Raw genomic sequence first — 18,212 nt, forward strand, 5'->3', positions numbered from 1 at the left:
GCCGCCAGCGCCAGACCAGCGGACAGCACCGCGATGTCTGAACAGTGATGCGTCGCTCCGGCGTCGCTTGCCCGCATCGCCAGTGCCGGCGCGCTCAGCACCAGCAAGGCGCCGCCGACCGCCTCCACGCCGGGCGCGAGCCGTTCCGCCGCCGCCAGCATGATGTCGGGGGCATCGCGCGCATCGATCAGCGCGATGCGCGCCGCACCCGCCGCAAAGCGATTCGCGCTCGCATCCTCGGGCTGGACGACCACCGGCTGCCGCCCCGTCTGTGCCACCGCGTCGATCAGGGCGCTGTCGGGCACGGGGCCGGGCCGGAACGAAATCAGGACGATGCCCGTTGCCACTACATCCTCGCGCGAATGGATCGTCCCCTGCTTCATCCAACCAGCCTAGCCGCCGTCTCTTTTCCCGCCAATGCGAAACGGACTTGCCGCTCAGGTGCCAAGGTCCTAGCCAAGTGAGCATGGCTCCGGAAGTATTTGTGGGTCAGCCCCTGGCCGACCAGCATGGTCGCGTGATCCGCTATCTGCGGATCTCGGTGACCGATCGCTGCGACCTGCGATGCCGCTATTGCATGGCGGAAAACATGACGTTCCTGCCGCGCGCCAAGCTTTTGAGCCTGGAAGAGATCGCCGTCATCGCGGAGCGCTTCATCGCGCGCGGCGTGACCAAGATCCGCCTGTCGGGTGGCGAACCGCTCGTCCGTCGCGATGTCGGCGACCTCGTCCGGCGCCTCGGCCGCCATGTCGGCACCGGGCTGGACGAGCTGACCATGACCACAAATGGGACACGTCTGGCACAATATGCGCCCGAAATGGTCGAAGCCGGCATGGCACGCGTCAATGTCAGCCTCGACAGCCGCGATCCCGACCGCTTCCGCTTCATCACCCGTCATGGCGATGTGGACGGCGTCCTCCGCGGCATCCTCGCCGCGCGCGATGCCGGTCTTGCCGTCAAGATCAACATGGTCGCGCTGAAAGGGCTGAACGAGGACGAGATCGCCCCGATGCTGCAATGGTGCATCGACGAGGGGCTGGACCTGTCTCTGATCGAAACCATGCCGCTCGGCGCCATCGACGAGGACCGGGTCGACCGCTTCCTACCGCTGACCGCCGTGTTCGACGATCTGTCCGCCCGCTTCCCGCTGGCCCGCGCGGCGCATCGCACCGGTGGCCCGGCCCGCTATTGGCGGGTCGAGGGCACGCAGACGCGCCTCGGCCTGATCTCGCCCCTGACCGCGAATTTCTGCGATGGCTGCAACCGGGTCCGGCTGACCACGGAGGGCAAGCTGTTCATGTGCCTGGGCCATGAGGATCAGGTGGACCTGAAGGCCGCATTGCGGGCCGGCGGGCTGCCCGCACTCGACGCCGCGATCGATGCCGGGCTGGCGATCAAGCCGGCGCGCCATGATTTCCGCATCGAAAGCGGTGCCGCCCCCGCCGTGTCGCGACACATGAGCGTCACCGGCGGATGAGCGAGTATGAACGGCGGGCGCTGGTCGCCTCGCCGACACCGCCTGCGCAGCAAGCGGCGGCCGAGCTTCGCGACATGGCCGACTGGGTCGATGCCGATGACGCCGATGTCGTCATCGCGCTCGGCGGCGACGGGTTCATGCTCCAGACGCTGCACGGCATGCTGGAGCGCCGCAAGCCGCCGGTGCCCGTGTTCGGGATGAATCTGGGCACGGTCGGCTTCCTGATGAACGAATGGCGCAGCTACGGCCTGGAGGAGCGGCTGATGCGGGTACGCCCGTTCAAGGTCACGCCGCTGCAGGCGACGGTGACCGCCGTCGATGGCCGTGTGCACACGCTGCCTGCGATCAACGAAGTCTCCCTGCTGCGTGAAACCCGCCAGACCGCCAATCTGGAAATCAGCGTCAACGACCGCATCGTCATGCCCGAACTCGCCTGCGACGGGATCCTCGTGGCCACGCCCGCCGGGTCCACCGCCTACAACCTGTCGGCGCAGGGGCCGATCCTGCCGCTCGGATCGGGCATGCTGGCGCTCACCCCGATCAGCCCGTTTCGCCCGCGGCGCTGGCGCGGCGCGATCCTGACCGACCGGGCCCGCTTCTCGATCCGCATCCTCGATTCCTCCAAGCGCCCCGTCTCTGCGGTGGCCGACCAGCGCGAAGTGCGCGATGTCGCCCGCGTCGACATCTGCATGGACCGTTCGCGCGAACTGACGCTGCTGTTCGACCCCGAACATGCGCTCGACGACCGCATCACCATGGAGCAATTCGCCTCCTGACGCGCATCTGCCAAAAAAGAGGCTTGCAAGCTTTTTCGAGCCGTTTATAGAGCCCCCCACAGCGCCGGACATTCCCTGATAGCTCAGCGGTAGAGCTCTCGACTGTTAATCGAGCGGCCGTAGGTTCGAATCCTACTCAGGGAGCCACCGGCGCTGTAGGTTTTCCGCCATTTTGTGCTTGAGCCAACGGCTCGCACCCGGCGGCATTATTACAAGCGTTATGACAACCATTATGACAACTGCAGTTCAGCGGGCGTGTCGCGGCGATCAAGGCTGGACGACGACCGCTCCGTCATGACGGACGAGGGTGGTCGCGCATTTCCCCCGTGCTCGTCCCTTGGCGGCCACCCTCACCCCAAAAAAGAACGCCGGAGGGTTTCCCCACCGGCGCCTCCATGCATCGCTGCGTATCGGTCAGCGGCAGCGAACCTTGCCGCGATCGACCTGACGGCCGAGCAGCGCGCCACCGCCGGCACCCAGCAGCGTGCCGAGCGTGCCGCCGCCTACCAGGTTGCCCAGCACGCCGCCGCCGACCGCGCCAATCACCAGACCGGTCGTGCCATCGTTACGGCGGCAATAGGTGCGGCCGTCCTGCCCGCGATAGATCTGGTCGTTCCGGCTGAGGCGCCGCTCGCGATAATTGCCGCGCCGATAGTCGCGCGACGGCTCCCAGTTGCGGTCGTCGCCGTGCCAGCGATAGTCACGGTCGCGGCGCTGCGCCTCGACGGGGGCGACGGTCACCGGCACGGCAAGCGTGGCCACCGCCAGGGCTGCAAGCAGGTTCGACTTCATCATGCGTCTCCTCGAGAAGTGCCGGGCTAACGCATGTGCGGGCATGTAGGTCCATTTGAGGCCGTTTGCGCCGCCGAAGCATTGAGACGCCATGCGCCAGGCCACCACGCTTCTTTCCATCGACACGCCCGGGCAGGGCCTGTTCGATATCACCCGCCGCGTCACCAGCTGGGTAGACCAGCAGGATATGGCGGAGGGGTTGCTCACCTTGTTCTGTCGGCACACCTCCGCCTCGCTGCTGATCCAGGAAAACGCATCGCCCGAGGTGCAGGTCGATCTGCTCGCCTATTTCGCCCGCATCGCGCCCGAGGATGCGCGGGCCTATACGCATGACGATGAGGGGGCGGACGATATGCCCGCACATCTGCGCACGGCCCTCACCGGCGTCAATCTGGCGATACCGGTCCTCGACCACCGGCTGGCAATCGGCACATGGCAGTCGCTCTACCTGTTCGAACACCGCCGTCGGCCCCACCGGCGATCGATTGCATTGCATCTGATCGGGGCATGATCCCCAACAATTCGTCGCGGGAGCAAACCCGTTCATCGAACGTTCTGGGTTGAACGGGTACGAGCGAACAGGTTCGCCGTCGATGCGGTGGACGGAGAAGGAAAGAGTCCATGCAAATTGGTCGCAAGGCACTGATAGCCGCCCTGACGGCGGGTACTCTGCTCGTCGCGGGCTGCGCGACGGAAACTACGTATCGCCCTGCCACGGGTTCGGGCTTCTATGCCACGGGTTACTCGGATCGCCAGATCGAGCCCAACCGCTTCCTGGTGAGCTTTGCCGGTAACACCGTTACCGCGCGCGACACGGTCGAGCGGTATCTGCTGTTCCGCGCGGCGGAACTGACGCTTGCCAACGGTTATGATTATTTCGTGATGGCCGACCGCGATACGCAGTTGCGGTCGCGAACCTATTCGAACCCGACCGCCTTTGGCGGTGGTTTCGGCGGGTTCGGCGGCGGCCTGTGGGGCCCGATGTGGCGCTTCCACGGCGCCGGGTTCGGCTGGCGGTCGTGGGATCCCTTCTGGGGTGGCCCATGGGGCGGCGGCGTCGATATCCGCACCGTCGACCGGTACGAGGCGACGGCCGAGGTGGTGATGCGCAAGGGTCCGATCCCGCGCGACAATCTGCGTGCGTTTGATGCCCGTGCGGTGGTCAATTCGATCGGCCCGACGGTGGTGTTGCCCAAGCCGAAGCGCTGATCGTCGCACGATCCGGCAAGCGGTCGTGAAAAAGGGCCGGCGGGGTTTCCCTCGCCGGCCCTTTTCGTATCAGGCGGTCACCGCACCGTGGCAGTGCTTGTATTTGCGCCCCGATCCACACGGGCACGGCGCGTTGCGGTTGACGCGGCCTTCCCATTCCGCCGGGTCGTCGCCGAACGTTTGCGGCTCGGGCTGCGGGGACTGGAGCGGCGGCAACTGCGTCTGGATCAGGCCCAGCGTGCCGGCGTCGATATCGCGCGTATCGTCCTCGCCGGTGAACGGGTCGAAATGCGACGTGATGAAGTCGGGCAGTTCGGGCAGTTCCGGCGGCGCCTGGAACTGGAACTGCGCGTGCGCGATGGTGCGCGTCACGTCCTCGCGGATCACGTCCAGCATGCGCTGGAACAGCGAGAATGCCTCCTGCTTATACTCGTTGATCGGCGTCTTCTGCGCATAGGCGCGCAAATGCACCACCTGGCGCAAGGCATCCAACGTCGCCAGATGCTCCTTCCAGTGGTGGTCCAAGTTCTGGAGCAGGATCGACTTTTCGACCTGCACCCAGGTGTCGGGCTCCAGTTCCTTGGACTTTGCCTCCACCATCGCATCGGCCTCTGCCGTCACCCGCTCCAGCACGATCTCCGGATCGATCGCCTCTTCAGTCAGCCAGTCGTCGATCGGCGGCTCGATGTTGAGCAGTTCCTTCAACTGCGTCTTCATCCCGGCCACATCCCATTGCTCGGGATAGGAATTGGGCGGGCAGGCACCGCCGACGATCGTGTTCACCGTTTCGGTGCGCATGTCGGCGACCATCTCGCCCACCGTCTCGGCATCCATGATGTCGGCGCGCTGTTCGTAGATGACCTTCCGCTGATCGTTCATCACGTCGTCATATTCGACGACCTGCTTGCGCACGTCGTAGTTGCGCGCCTCCACCTTCTTCTGCGCGGTTTCGATCGCCTTGGTCAGCCATTTGCTGCCGATAGCCTCGCCATCCTCGATGTTGGAGCGCATCATCTTGGCGAACAGCGTATCGGGTCCGAAGATGCGGAGCAGATCGTCGTCCAGGCTGAGATAGAAGCGCGACAGGCCGGGGTCGCCCTGACGACCGGAACGGCCGCGCAACTGGTTGTCGATGCGGCGGCTTTCGTGGCGTTCGGTGCCCAGCACGAACAGGCCGCCGGCCGCCAGCACCGCCTTCTTCTCGGCGGCGATCTCGGCGCGGACGCGCTCGGCGATCGCCTCATATTCGGGCGTGCCCTCGATGAAGTCGGCATGCTCGTCCGACATGCGGAATTCCAGGTTGCCGCCGAGCTGGATGTCGGTGCCGCGGCCCGCCATGTTGGTCGCGATCGTCACCGCGCCCAGCCGGCCGGCCTGCGCCACGATATGCGCCTCCATCTCGTGATAGCGCGCGTTCAGCACCTTGTGCTGCACCCCCTCCTGCATCAGGAATTCCGACAGCAGTTCCGACTTCTCGATCGACACGGTGCCGACCAGCACCGGCTGCCCCTTGGCCGCATGCTCCCCGATCTTGCGCGCGATCGCCCGGAACTTGTCCTGCGTGTTCTTGTAGAACTCGTCTTCCTCGTCGACGCGGCTGATCGGCAGGTTGGTCGGGATGGTGACGACGTTCAGCTTGTAGATGTCGTAGAATTCGGCCGCCTCGGTGGCCGCGGTGCCGGTCATGCCGCCGATCTTGGGATACATGCGGAAATAATTCTGGAAGGTGATCGAGGCCATGGTCTGGTTCTCGGGCTCGATATTGACGCCCTCCTTGGCCTCCACCGCCTGGTGCAGCCCTTCCGACCAGCGGCGTCCGTCCATCATACGGCCGGTAAACTCGTCGATGATGACGACCTTGCCGTCCTTGACGATATAGTCGGTGTCGCGCTTGAACATCATGTTCGCACGCAGCGCCTGGTTCAGGTGGTGGACCACCTGCGTGTTCTCGAAATCGTACAGGTTCGCGCCCTGCAGCAGCCCGGCATTCTCCAGCAACCGCTCGGCCCGCTCGGTGCCCTCCTCCGTCAGGATGATCGAGCGCTGCTTCTCGTCCTTCTCATAGTCGGCCGGCTCCAGCTGCTTCACGATCGCGTCGACGCTGATGTAGAGTTCGGACTTGTCGTCGGTCGGGCCCGAGATGATCAGCGGGGTGCGCGCCTCGTCGATCAGAATGGAGTCGACCTCGTCCACGATCGCGAAGTTGAACGCACGCTGCACCATGCCCGTGCGCTCATACTTCATGTTGTCGCGCAGATAGTCGAACCCGAACTCGTTGTTCGTGCCGTAGGTGATGTCCGCGGCATAGGCGTCGCGCCGCTGCTCGTCGGTCAGGTTCGGGATGATCACGCCGGTGGTGAGCCCCAGGAAACCATAGACGCGCGCCATCCAGCGCCCGTCGCGATTCGCCAGATAGTCGTTGACGGTGACGACATGCACGCCCTTGCCGGGCAGGGCATTGAGGTAGGTGGCGAGGGTCGCGACCAGCGTCTTGCCCTCACCGGTGCGCATTTCGGCGATCTCGCCGCGGTGAAGCACGATGCCACCGATCATCTGCACATCGTAATGCCGTTGGCCGAGCACGCGCTTGGCCGCCTCGCGCACCGTCGCGAACGCCTCAGGCAGCAGGCTGTCGAGCGTGGCCCCGTTCGCCAGTTGCTCGCGAAACTTCACCGTCTGGCCGGCGAGTTCGGCGTCCGACATCGCCTGCAGCGCGGGTTCAAAGCTGGCAATCTTGGCCAGGATCGGGTTGAGCGACTTGACATATCGGTCGTTGGACGAACCGAAGAAGGATTTGGCGAGGCCGCCGAACATGGGCATTTCCTGTTATCTGAAGGATGCGGGCGCAGCCGCATAGGGCGCGCCACGCGTGGGTCGTGATGGAGAGATGGGTCCGGCCGCGGCCGGCGCCAAGCCGTTATTCGCGCCGGCGGCCTGCATAGAGTGGGACGATCGCGCGCGGCATGGGCGCAACGAAGATCGCCAGGTGCCGAATATCGAACAGGCGGGGCAGAAATTGCGCGGGTCGACTGCTCACTGCCGGCGCGCGTGCAGCCTGCACCTGCGCCACAGCAGCCTGCCCGGCGACGACCTGCTGCACACCCGTCCCGCGCGTCACCCCGACCGCGCCGGTAAGCGCAGACAGCAGGGCCGACAGGAGCAGAAGCAGGTTCATCGGCCACGGTCTTAAGACAGTGGAGGAACGCCGTCCACCTACTCTGACGGCAAACGCCACCGTACGGCACTTAGATCGACCCTCGCAGGAATAGCAGCGCCGCTCCTGTCCCGAGCGGGTGCGTAGCGCGCATGGCGCACCGCGGCGCGGCACGTCGCGCGGTCGAGAAGCCGGTGATGGCTGCTCTCCATCACCTCGCACGCAGATGGCCGGCCGTCTGCATCGATGAGCAGCGCGACGCGCACGCGCCCCTCCTCGTTCCTGCGGATCGCCTGCGCAGGATAATCGTCCGGCCCGAACCAAGTCGCGACATCATTCAACGGTCGGGGCGGCTACGCAGGCACAGGCAGGTCGCGCGGCAGGCGGGTAGGAACCGGCGCGCGCAGATATCGGAATGCGGTGCCGGCCGTGACGATGCCGATCGCCAGCAACAGCAGCGCCAACACCGCGATCAGCGCCAGCACGCCGATCATCAGTCCACGTCCCGAGCCGGTAAGTCGCGAACCGGCCGCGCCAGGTAACTCGCTCGACCTCATCTACGTGTCCCCCGCTCCAATGCACTTCATCCTGCAAGACACGTCAAGTATCCCCCCGTCTTGCCCGCTGCGCGGCACGGCGTATGTAGGCACCATGAACGCGTCCCCCCTCGCCCGCCCCTTCCCCGCCATGCCCGCCATTGCGGGCGTCGGCCTGCGCGTCGCGCGGGCACGGTACAAGGCGTGGGACCGGTGCGACCTGACGTTCGTGACGCTGGCGGATGGGACGAGCGTCGCGGGGGTGCTGACCAACAGCCGGTGCCCGTCGCCGGAGGTGGAATGGTGCCGGCAGGCGCTGGTGCTGGGGCAGGCGCGCGCGCTGGTGGTGAATGCGGGGAACTCCAACGCGTTCACCGGGCATCGCGGGCGCGCGGCGGTGGAGGCGATCGCGGCGCGTACGGCGTCGGCGATCGGGTGCGTGCCGTCGGACGTGTTCGTCGCATCGACCGGGGTGATCGGCGTGCCGCTGCCGATCGACAAGGCCGAGGCCGGGCTCGACGCCGCTTTCGCCACCGAGCCGTGCGGGTGGGAGGATGCCGCCGCGACGATCATGACCACTGACACCTTCGCCAAGGGCGCGGTGACGACGGCAGTAGTGGACGGGCGCACCGTGACGCTGGCCGGGATCATCAAGGGTTCGGGGATGATCGCGCCCGACATGGCGACCATGCTGGGCTTCATCTTCACCGACGCCGCGGTCGATCCGGCGTTCCTGCAACGCGCGATGACGGGCGCCAACGCGCGAAGCTTTTCCTGCATCACGGTGGACGGCGATACCTCGACCAGCGACACGGTGCTGGCCTTTGCCACCGGCGCGGCGGGCAATGCGCCCCTGGTCGACGACGACAGCGACGGGGCGGACGCGTTCCGCGCCGCGCTGGCCGATCTGTGCCACCAGCTGGCGGTGCTGGTGGTGCGCGACGGCGAGGGCGCGACCAAGCTGATCGAGGTTCAGGTGACGGGCGCCGATAGCGACCGGTCCGCGCACCGTATCGCGATGTCGATCGCCAACTCTCCGCTGGTGAAGACCGCGGTGGCGGGCGAGGATGCGAATTGGGGACGGGTCGTGATGGCGGTCGGCAAGGCGGGCGAGCCGGCGGAGCGCGACCGACTGTCGATCCGCTTCGGCAACACGCTGGTCGCGCGCGAGGGGCTGGCAGTCGAGGGCTATGACGAAGCGCCCGTGACGGCGCATCTGAAGGGTCAGGAGGTCGAGATCGGCGTCGATCTGGGGATCGGCGAGGGCGAGGCCACGGTCTGGACGTGCGACCTGACCCATGGTTACATCAGCATCAACGCCGACTATCGAAGCTGACGAAAAGGCCCTCTCCCGCCGGGGGAGAGGGCGTGAACGATCAGAGCGCGCCTTCCAGCCAGGCCTTGATCCGGCCCTTGGGCTCGGCGCCGACCTTGGTCGCGGCGGGGGTGCCGGCCTTGAACAGGATCATCGTCGGAATGCCGCGCACGCCGTAGCGGCCGGGGGCATCGGGATTGTCGTCGATGTTCAGCTTGGCGATCGTCACCTGCTCGCCCAGCTCTTCGGACAGTTCCTCCAGCGACGGGCCGATCATCTTGCACGGGCCGCACCATTCCGCCCAGAAATCCACCAGCACCGGCTTGTCGGAATTCAGCACGTCCGCGTCGAAGCTGGCGTCGGTGATCTGCTTGGTTGCCATGTCGTAATCTCCTTGGATGTGGCCGATCTAGGGTCAGGCCCTCAACCGCTCAACCGCTAGCTTTGCTCCGCCGCCACAAAGCGCGGCTTGTTCGCCTCCAGCACGGCGGGCGGGATCACGATCATTCGCGGCCCGGCGGTGTAGAGCAAGGCAACCTCGATCGCGCGTCCCGGAAAGATGACGCGCAGCGCCGCGGCATAGGCGCCCATCTGTTGCAGATGGTAATCCGGCACCTCCTCCAGCGTCGCCGGGGCGCGGCGGCCGGTCTTATAATCGACCAGCGACACACGGTCCGCCTCCACCAGCAACCGGTCGACCTGCCCCGATATGACATGCCCGCTGGGCAGGGTCGCAGCGATCGGCGCCTCGGCCAGCGAATTGGGGCCGAACAGCGCCGCGTGTGCCGGATCATCCAGGATCGCGCGCACCGTGGCGGACAGCGCCGCCCGCTGCGCGGCATCCTCGACATGACCGGCCGTGGCGAGCCAGCGGTCGGCGGCGCCCGCGCGCTGTACCGGGGCAACCGCCGGCAGGCGCTCCAGCAGGCAGTGGATCAGCCGCCCACGCTCCGCCGCGGCGCGCATCGCGGGCGTCGGTGGCGGATCGGCGACGCGGTCCTCGCCCAGCGCGGACGGTGCCAGCGGGCGCGGCGGGCGCGACTCGACGGGTGCCGGCGCATGCGCCCAATCGGGCAGTGCGACGCGCGCCATCGGCGCCGCCACCCCGCTCCGTGCGCGCGGCGGCACCGGCGGCTGCGGTTCGCGGCCGGTGAAGACGCGCTCGCCCTCCCCTTCCGGCACACCCAGCGCGGTCAGCGCGCGCGCACAGGCGGCGTACCAGCTGTCGCGCGGCGGCTCGCCCGCGGCGCGCTTGCCGAGCGCACCGGCGATAACAAGCTGTTCCTCCGCCCGCGTCGCCGCGACGTAGAAAAGCCGCCAATGCTCGGCCAGTTCACGTGCCGCCAGTTCGTCGGCCACCACGTCCAGCGGGCCGCCCCGCTCGTCCCCGCGCGGCGAAAATACGGGAATGGGCTGTTCGCCGGGCTCGGGCGCCCAGCGCAGGATCGATCGTGGAGAAGCGGTCGGGTCGATCGCGGCATCGGCAAGGATGACCAGCGGCGCCTGCAACCCCTTGGACCCATGCGCCGTCATCACCCGCACCGCGTCGAGCGGGGCGGAAGGGTCGCGCACGATCTCGACATCGCCCCGGTCGAACCAGTCGAGGAAGCGTTGCAGCGACGGCGTGGTCGTACTCTCGAAGGTCAGCGCGGCGTTCAGCAGTTCCTCGATCGGATCACGTGCCTCGGTGCCCAGCCGCCGGATCAGCTTGCGCCGCCCGTCCAGCGGCCCGGACAGCAATTCTTCGAGGAACTGATAGGGCGTGGCGATGTCGGCGCGGGCCAGCATACCGCGAAGGGGCCCCAGCGCATTCGGGGTCTGGGTGCGCACGAGATGCGCCCACAGGCTGCCATGATCGCGCGGTGCGGCCGCCATCAACTGGTCCTGCGTCCAGCCGACCAGCGGCGAGACGAGCAGCGACGCCAGCGACAGGTCGTCATCGGGTTGCAGCACGAAGCGGATCGCGGCGAGCAGGTCCTGCACCGCCAGCGGCGCGTTCAAACGGAGGCGATCGACGCCGGCGACCGGCACCCCTTCCGCATAAAGCCGCGCGACGATCAGCGAGGCGAGGTCGCCGCGCCGCTTGACCAGGATCATCACGTCCTGCGGCTCCAGCGGGCGCCCCTTGCTTTCCAGCATCACGCCGGCGTCCAGCCAGCGGCGGACGGCACGCGCGACGTCGGTGGCGACCTTGCGCACCGCATCGTCGATCCAGCCTTCCTCGTCCTCCTCGCTGCCGCCCGCATTGACCGGCGGCCACAGCGTGACGCGGCCAGGACCGGGCACCTCGCTGGCATGTTCCTCGATCGCGGCCATGACGCCCAGCCCGGCATCGCCGACCGCATCGATCGCGGCATCAACGAATTCCAGCACGGGGCGCGTGGTGCGGAAGCTGTGGGTCAGCGACAATTGGTTGAACGGCAGGCCGCGCTCGTCGTCGGGCAGGCTCTCGTCCCCGGCGACCAGCGATGCCTTGCCGCTGAAATGCCGCTCGGCCGCAGCAAAGTTGATCGGGTCCGTTCCCTGGAAGCCGAAGATCGCCTGCTTGTAGTCGCCCACCGTGAACAGGGTGCGCACCGACGGCGCATAAACGCCGCGGCCGACGAAGAACTCGTCGGACAGCGCCCGGACGATGCGCCACTGGTTCAGGTTCGTGTCCTGCGCCTCGTCGATCAGGACGTGCTCGGTCACCTGATCCAGCTTGTAGCGCACCCAGTCGCCGATGCCCGGCTGTTCCAGCAGGCCGACGGTGGTACGGATCAGATCGTCGAAATCGACCGCCCCCACCTGCCGCTTCGCCTCGACATAGGCGCGGGCATAATCGCGCCCGACGGTCAGCGCATCGGCGAGGAGGTCGGCATAGCGCGCGCGGGCCGCCAGCCCCAGCAATCGGCGGCATTCGCTGCCCAGTTCCAGTGCGATCTCTTCGTAATCGGGCTCGGCATCGGTCAGCTTCTTGGATGCCTTGCGCGGCTCGCCCTTGGCGGTGAAGACGGTGCCCATCAACTCGGCGAGACTCGCCGCCTGTTCCGCCGGGGGCGCGTCCATCCACGCCTCGATCGTCGCGACCACCTTCTGGCCGGTCGCGGTGCCCCAGGCGCGGTTCGCCCCCGCAATCCGCGCGATCGCGTCACGGTCCAGACAGTCGCAGCCTTCCGCGATCGCCTCGTCGATATCGCCCGCGGGCAGGTCCAGCGCGCGGCGCAGCCATGGCTGGATACCGGTCGGCAGGGCCTCCAGCGCCCCCGGCGCGCGGGCACAGGCGGCCAGGAACGCCTCCGCCCCGCCCTCGCCCAGCCGCAGCGACAATCGGCCGACCGTCGCGATCGGCGCCTCGCGCCCCTCCGTCTCGGCGCGCTCCAGCATCATCGCCAGCGCCTCGCGCGCCAGCCCCGCCTCCTCGCGCGCCTCCAGCGGGCGGAAACCGGGGGTCAGCCCCGCCTCCACCGGGAAGGCGGCAAGCAGGCCCTGGCAGAAGCCGTGGATGGTCTGGATGCGCAGCCCCCCGCCTGGCGCATCCAGCACCCGGGCGAACAGCGTGCGGGCATGGGCGCGCAGTTCCGGCGTCACCCGCTCGCCCAGCGCGATCAGGTCGGCGCCCAGTTCGGTATCGGGCATGCGCACCCAGGCGGCGAGCCGGCCGTTGATCCGCTGTGCCATTTCCGCGGCGCCCGCCTTCGTAAAGGTCAGGCACAGGATCGCATCGGGCGAAACGCCGCGCAGCAACAGGCGGAACACGCGCGCGGCCAGCACCTGCGTCTTGCCGGTCCCCGCCGACGCCGACAGCCAGACATGCGCCTCCGGATTGCTGGCGTCGGCCTGTGCGCCCTTCAACCGGGGCAGCTGCGCCATCACGTTACCGGTCCCGGCCATACCATTCGTCCCGGCGCATCAGTTGGTCGTATTCGGCATAAGGAGCATATTCGGGCACCAGCTTGGCGGTGAACGGCGCGGTGCCGGTCAGCCATGCCGCGGCGGCATCGGCGAAGTTGCTGGCGGCGATGCCGACGAAATCGTCGGTGGGAATACGCTCGCGCTTGCCATCCGGGTCGACCGGCGTGGCGATATAGCCCAGGCCCTCGCGACCCCGGCCCATCGACCAATATTCGAACGCCCCCGCCTTGCCCCGCACGCCTTCGAACCCGCCGCGCTCGGCGATCAGGCCGAGCAGCCCCAGTTGCAGGCTGTACCCGTCGCGCACCGCCGCGGTGGAGGGGGGCTTGCCGGTCTTGTAGTCGATGATCGCCACCCCACCATCGGCCAGCCGGTCGATCCGGTCGTAGCGGCCCGACAGGGTGACGCCGGCATGGACGACCTGCCCCTGCCCCTCGGCGCTCAGCACCGATCGCCCGGCGGCGGCCTGTTCGGCGACGGTGCGCGCGATCCAGTCGATCGCCTCCTCCAGCCGCGGCCACCACAGCGCGCGCATCATCGGGTGAACGCGCTGGTCCTTCATCATCGCGGCGGCGCGCCCGCGCAGCGCATCGGGCGCACAGCGGTCCTGCTTCCACCACGCCTCCAGGATGTCGTGCACCGCGGTTCCCCGCCACGCAGCACTGGGGTCCGCATCCACCGGCTCCAGCGGCATCAGCCGCAGCACGCGGCGCGCGTAAAAGGCGAACGGGTCCGCCTTCAACCGGTCGACCTCGGTGACCGAGATGGCACGCGGGCGCAGCGCGGCGGGCGGCATCGGCGCGGGGCGCTCGGCGGGCACATGGTCCGCCGGCTGATCCAGCACGCGCGTCCAGTCCTCCAGCGCCAGATCGCGCTCGAACCGCTCGCCCGCCATCGCCTGAAGCCGCAACCAGAAGCGCGAGGCGAGCGTCGGCGAGCTGGCATCGCGCCGGCTGCGCGTCAGCAGCGCGGCGGGCGCGCCCATCGCCTCGGCCAGGTCATGCGCGGCAATGCCGATACGCCGTTCCAGCCCCTGCAGGCCCAGCTCGGCGCGGATGCGCGGCGCCAGCCACGGATCGGGCGCGGGGCGGCCGGGCCAGACGCCCTCGTTCAACCCGCCGGCGATCATCAGGTCGGCGGTCTGCAACCGTGCTTCGATCAGGCCGTAGATGGCGAGCCGCGGGTGGTTGCTCCCCCGCTGCGGGCGCACCGCGACCTCGTCGAGCAGGGTGCGGAGCAGCGCGGGCACATCCTGCGGGCTGACGCGCGGCGGCCCTGCATGCGCCTCGGCCTCCAGCGCGCTCAGGAACTCGGCGGCGGCACGCCCGGCCGGCCCTTCCCACAACACGTCGCCGCACAGCGACTGCGCACATTCGCGCAAACAGGCGACCAGCCCGTGCAGGCTCTGCGGCCCGTCGCCAAAGGTCCGCCCCACCGGTTCCAGCGCGGGGCAGGCCTGGGCCCAGAACTCGGCGGCGGTGCCCTTCTTCAGATGCGCGGCGATGCCGTCCAGCCCCGGTGCCGGGCGCGGTCCACGCAGCGCCCGGTCGAGCGCGCGCACCCCGTCCAGCCAGGCGATGCGCTCACTCTGCCGGACCAGCGGGTGCTTGAGCAGCGCAAGCAGCGCCAGCGGATTGAAATGCTGCGATGCCGCCTCGACCAGCGCGAGCAGAAAGGTGCCCGGCGGCAGGATGGAGAGCGGGCGGCCGGCCGAATCGTCGATCTCGATCCCCCAGCGGCGGCAATGCACCGCGACGCGGCGGGCCAGCGCGCGATCGGGGGTGACGAGGGCTGCGGTACTGCCCGGCGTTTCCAGCACGCCGCGCAGGGCGAGCGCAATCGCCTGCGCTTCCTCGGCCGGGGTGGCGAGGTCGATCGAGGACACGCCGCGCAGGCGCCGGTCCTCGGCGGGCAGGTCGGTCCATTTGCCGGTGAAGTCGGCGGGCGCCAGCGCGTTGGCGATGGCGCGTCCGCGCGCGGCGCCGGCATCATATTCGGTGCCGCCGCGCCACGTCTTCACCTCGCCCCGGCCGACGCCCATGCGGTCCAGCATCAGCTTGGGAACGAATTGCGGATGCGTCTCGATCGATCGGCGACGGCGCCCGGTGACGGGATCGGGCCGGTGCGGGCCCAGCGCGTCCCATTCCTCGATCGGCATCGCCAGGTCGAGCCCGGCGAACACCACCGATCCACGCGGCATCCCCGACACGCAGCGGAGCAGGCGCGCGACGGCGGGCGCGGTGTCGGTGATGCCGGCCGCACAGACGAAGCCGGCGGGCGGCGTGGCGGTCCAGCGTTCGGTCAGCCGGTCGAGCAGCCGGGTGCGGCGGTCGGCCGCATCGATCATCCCGGCACGCGCCAGTTCGGCGGGCCAGCGATCCAGCACCACGTTGAACGTCGCCAGTGCGCGCTGCCAATGCGCGTTCAGGTCGCCCAGATCGATGTCGCGCAGCGCCGTCGGCGGCACCTGCTCGACCAGCAACTGGTCCAGCGTACGGGCGAGATCGCCGGCAAGGCGCACCGCCTCCGCCGCATTGATCGGCTGGCCGGCGCGCGCGCGTTCCTCCGCGACCAGTCGGGCCAGGATCATGCGGCGGGCATAGGGCGCGATGGCGGGCGGCGGCGGTACGGCGGCATCCGCCGGGTCGAGCGCGGCGCCCGCGGTCTCGCCCGCCTCCGGGTCACCCAGCGCCACCATGCGCGGCAGGATCAGACCCGCGCCGCTCGCCCGCACGAACGCATCCGTCACCGCGCGCACCGCCCGGTTGTTCGGCAGCAGGATCGCCCCTTGCGCCAGCGCCAGCGGATCATCCCCCGCCCGCCGTTTCAGCCCGGCGACGAGCGCATCGGCAAAACCGCGATGCGCCGGAATGGTGTAGAGTCGCGGCCCCCGAAGCTCAGCCATCGGCGAGCAGCATTTCCGTGCGGCGGATCGCGCCGGGCGTGCCGACATCGAACCAGAGGCCCTGGTGCACCTGACCGTAAGCGCGGCCGGCCGCCATGGCGCGGTCCCAGAACAGGTTGGTGGAGAACGGCCCTTCCGGCCAGTCGGCGATCAGCCGCGGGTGCAGCATCTGGATACCGGTATAACAGAAGGGGGCGACCGTGCCCGCCCGCCGCCGCCGGGTGATGCGGCCATCGGCGGCAAGGTGGAAATCCCCCTGCCCGCCATGGTTGTGCGCGCGGGCCAGCGGCACCATCAGCAGCAGCGCGTCCATTGCCGCATCGTCCCAGCGCGAGGCGAGCAGCCGGATCGCATCGATCGGCCCGTCGAGCCACAGATTGTCGCTGTTGACGACCAGCACGGGTTCGTCACCAAGCAGGCCGCGCGCCTGTACCAGCCCGCCGCCGGTTTCCATCAAGCGCCCACGCTCGTCGGAGATGACGATCTCCATGTCCGGATAGCGATCGGCCAGATGCGCCTCCAGCGTGTCCGCCAGATAATGGACGTTGACCACCGCGCGGCCGATGCCGGCGGCACGCAGCCTGTCGAAGACGTGATCGATCAGCGGCTTGCCCGCGACCTCGATCAGCGGTTTGGGACGGGTGGCGGTCAGCGGGCGCATCCGCTTGCCCAGCCCCGCCGCCATCACCATCGCGGTCGTCGGAACGGTGCCGCCGGGCAGCGGGCGCAAGGCACGCGGCCGGCTCATGCCGCCAGCACTCCGGGATCGCCGCGCAATTCGGGCGGGATATTGTCCGCGAACCATGCGGCGACGGGCGCCAGTACCGGCTGCGACAGGTCACGCTCCAGATAGGCCCAGACGCGCGGACACAAGGCGGTGTAGCGCGCCTTGCCGTCGCGCTGCCAAAGGCGGGTGAAGATGCCGAGGATCTTGGCGTTCCGCTGCGCGCCCAGCACATGATAGGCGTTCAGAAAGCCATCCCCCTCGCCCGTCGCGGCCAGATAGCGGGCCAGCATCGCCGCCTCGATCGACGGCTCCACGTCGCGGCGCGCATCCTGCAACAGCGAGACGAGGTCATAGGCGGCGTGCCCGGCCAGCGCGTCCTGAAAGTCGAGCAGCCCCAGCGACCGCTGAGGGCCGACCAGCATCAGGTTCTCGACATGATAGTCGCGCAGCACGGAGACCGGCTTGTCGGTCAGGCCGTGCGCGAACACCGCATCCCATGCCGCGCGGTAGCCGGCGGTATCGACTTGCCGCCCGACGGCGGGCGCATACCACTGGGTGAACAGATCCACCTCGCGGTGCAGGACCGCCGCGTCGTACGGCGCCAATCCTTCGGGTGCATGCGCGCGCAGGGCGACCAGCAGGTCGACCGCCGCCGCATAGAGCGGGATGGTGGCATCCGGATCCGCCTCGATCGCTTCGCGCATCCGGGCATCGCCGAAATCTTCGAGCAAGACCAGCCCGCGCGCCTCGTCCAGCCCGAGGATCGCCGGCGCGGCAAAGCCCTTGGCGGTCAGCCAGCGTGCGACCGACAGGAACGGCCGCGGGTCCTCATGCGGTGGCGGCGCATCCATCAGCACCGCGCTGCGCGTGCCGTCGGTCACCCGGAAATAGCGGCGGAACGACGCGTCGCCGGCGAGCGGCGCGATTGCCGCACCCTCCCAGCCACAGGTCGCGAGAAAGGCGGGCGCATCGGCGGGCGGGGTCATATCGGCCATCGCTGCTCCCATGCCTCCGGCACCTTCGCTGTCAAGCGGCGACCGCCATCCGGCGTCATCTCCAGCGACAAAGCGAGGGCATCGGGCCATGCGTCGGGCCCCGCCCGATCGGGCCATTCCACGACCAGCAGCGAATCCCAGCGCGCTTCCTCCAGCCCCAGTTCCTCCAACTGGTCCGCGCCGTCCAGCCGATACAGATCGACATGCAGAACGGGGAAATCGACCTCGGGCGGGGCATAGGGCTGAACGATCGCGAAGCTGGGCGACGGCGCCTCGCCCGCCAGCCCCAGTGCGGCGAGCAGGCCGCGCGCGATGCTCGTCTTGCCGGCGCCCAGCGGCCCTTCCAGCGTGATCATGTCGCCGGGGCGTACACGGGTGGCCAGCGCACGGCCGAACGCCTCGGTGGCGGCTGCGTCGGGAAGGATCAGCATC

Annotated in this window: 15 protein-coding genes, 1 tRNA gene and 1 pseudogene; 6 read left to right on the forward strand and 11 right to left on the reverse strand. The window is 68.7% G+C overall.

What is annotated here, in order from left to right; translation table 11 throughout:
- Window positions 1-383 (reverse strand): annotated as a pseudogene (locus OXR08_RS09790) (hypothetical protein); the annotation flags it as partial.
- Between the two features lie 101 nt (window positions 384-484).
- Between OXR08_RS09790 and moaA the strand changes: the two are divergent.
- The 3 genes from moaA (at window position 485) to OXR08_RS09805 (ending at window position 2,400) form a co-directional block, all read left to right on the forward strand.
- On the forward strand, window positions 485-1,477 hold the full coding sequence (gene moaA, locus OXR08_RS09795) for a GTP 3',8-cyclase MoaA (RefSeq protein ID WP_267349500.1): 993 nt from the start codon (window positions 485-487) through the stop codon (window positions 1,475-1,477).
- Window positions 1,474-2,253 carry an NAD kinase gene (locus tag OXR08_RS09800; protein WP_112382426.1) on the forward strand — a complete coding sequence of 260 codons (780 nt, stop codon included), beginning with the start codon at window positions 1,474-1,476 and terminating at the stop codon, window positions 2,251-2,253. The genes moaA and OXR08_RS09800 overlap by 4 nt, the downstream gene beginning before the upstream one ends.
- 72 nt (window positions 2,254-2,325) lie before the next feature.
- Window positions 2,326-2,400, forward strand: a tRNA-Asn gene (locus tag OXR08_RS09805).
- A gap of 267 nt (window positions 2,401-2,667) precedes the next feature.
- Here the strand turns inward: OXR08_RS09805 and OXR08_RS09810 are convergent.
- Window positions 2,668-3,045: a glycine zipper 2TM domain-containing protein gene (locus OXR08_RS09810; protein WP_112382655.1), complete on the reverse strand. Its 378-nt coding sequence runs from the start codon at window positions 3,043-3,045 to the stop codon at window positions 2,668-2,670.
- 91 nt (window positions 3,046-3,136) lie between these two features.
- On the opposite strand from OXR08_RS09810, the gene OXR08_RS09815 reads away from it, so the two are divergent.
- Both OXR08_RS09815 and OXR08_RS09820 read left to right on the forward strand, forming a co-directional pair.
- A complete protein-coding gene (locus OXR08_RS09815) occupies window positions 3,137-3,556 on the forward strand; it encodes a secondary thiamine-phosphate synthase enzyme YjbQ (protein WP_267349501.1) in 420 nt (139 codons plus the stop codon).
- A 110-nt stretch (window positions 3,557-3,666) separates the two neighbouring features.
- Window positions 3,667-4,254 (forward strand): hypothetical protein, encoded by a 588-nt coding sequence (locus OXR08_RS09820; protein ID WP_112382428.1) that lies wholly within the window; start codon window positions 3,667-3,669, stop codon window positions 4,252-4,254.
- Between the two features lie 69 nt (window positions 4,255-4,323).
- On the opposite strand, the gene secA is transcribed toward OXR08_RS09820, so the two are convergent.
- The 3 genes from secA to OXR08_RS09835 all read right to left on the reverse strand — a co-directional run bounded on the left by secA (window position 4,324) and on the right by OXR08_RS09835 (window position 7,902).
- A complete protein-coding gene (gene secA, locus OXR08_RS09825) occupies window positions 4,324-7,068 on the reverse strand; it encodes a preprotein translocase subunit SecA (RefSeq protein WP_267349502.1) in 2,745 nt (914 codons plus the stop codon).
- 103 nt (window positions 7,069-7,171) lie between these two features.
- On the reverse strand, window positions 7,172-7,429 hold the full coding sequence (locus OXR08_RS09830; protein ID WP_267349503.1) for a hypothetical protein: 258 nt from the start codon (window positions 7,427-7,429) through the stop codon (window positions 7,172-7,174).
- Window positions 7,430-7,761: 332 nt separating this feature from the next.
- Window positions 7,762-7,902, reverse strand: coding sequence for a hypothetical protein (locus OXR08_RS09835; RefSeq protein WP_267349504.1), 141 nt, complete (start codon window positions 7,900-7,902; stop codon window positions 7,762-7,764).
- A 157-nt stretch (window positions 7,903-8,059) separates the two neighbouring features.
- Between OXR08_RS09835 and argJ the strand changes: the two genes are divergently transcribed.
- On the forward strand, window positions 8,060-9,280 hold the full coding sequence (gene argJ / locus OXR08_RS09840; protein WP_267349505.1) for a bifunctional glutamate N-acetyltransferase/amino-acid acetyltransferase ArgJ: 1,221 nt from the start codon (window positions 8,060-8,062) through the stop codon (window positions 9,278-9,280).
- A 40-nt stretch (window positions 9,281-9,320) separates the two neighbouring features.
- Here the strand turns inward: argJ and trxA are convergent, their stop codons facing one another.
- The 6 genes from trxA to tsaE are packed head-to-tail and all read right to left on the reverse strand — an operon-like array spanning window position 9,321 to window position 18,211.
- Complete coding sequence (gene trxA / locus OXR08_RS09845) at window positions 9,321-9,641, reverse strand: thioredoxin (protein ID WP_112382432.1); 321 nt, start codon at window positions 9,639-9,641, stop codon at window positions 9,321-9,323.
- 56 nt (window positions 9,642-9,697) lie between these two features.
- Window positions 9,698-13,111 (reverse strand): double-strand break repair helicase AddA, encoded by a 3,414-nt coding sequence (gene addA, locus OXR08_RS09850; protein ID WP_267349506.1) that lies wholly within the window; start codon window positions 13,109-13,111, stop codon window positions 9,698-9,700.
- A gap of 4 nt (window positions 13,112-13,115) precedes the next feature.
- Complete coding sequence (locus OXR08_RS09855; protein ID WP_267349507.1) at window positions 13,116-16,058, reverse strand: PD-(D/E)XK nuclease family protein; 2,943 nt, start codon at window positions 16,056-16,058, stop codon at window positions 13,116-13,118.
- On the reverse strand, window positions 16,051-16,806 hold the full coding sequence (locus OXR08_RS09860) for a nucleotidyltransferase family protein (RefSeq protein WP_267349508.1): 756 nt from the start codon (window positions 16,804-16,806) through the stop codon (window positions 16,051-16,053). The genes OXR08_RS09855 and OXR08_RS09860 overlap by 8 nt, the downstream gene beginning before the upstream one ends.
- Window positions 16,803-17,771 (reverse strand): phosphotransferase, encoded by a 969-nt coding sequence (locus tag OXR08_RS09865; RefSeq protein ID WP_267349526.1) that lies wholly within the window; start codon window positions 17,769-17,771, stop codon window positions 16,803-16,805. The genes OXR08_RS09860 and OXR08_RS09865 overlap by 4 nt, the downstream gene beginning before the upstream one ends.
- The gene (gene tsaE / locus OXR08_RS09870) at window positions 17,768-18,211 is read right to left on the reverse strand and encodes a tRNA (adenosine(37)-N6)-threonylcarbamoyltransferase complex ATPase subunit type 1 TsaE (RefSeq protein WP_112382657.1); all 444 of its coding nucleotides are present in this window, start codon (window positions 18,209-18,211) and stop codon (window positions 17,768-17,770) included. The genes OXR08_RS09865 and tsaE overlap by 4 nt, the downstream gene beginning before the upstream one ends.
- Window position 18,212: the final 1 nt, after the last annotated feature.

The sequence above is a fragment of the Sphingomonas sp. GM_Shp_2 genome (genome assembly GCF_026540875.1).
Lineage (GTDB): Bacteria > Pseudomonadota > Alphaproteobacteria > Sphingomonadales > Sphingomonadaceae > Sphingomonas > Sphingomonas carotinifaciens.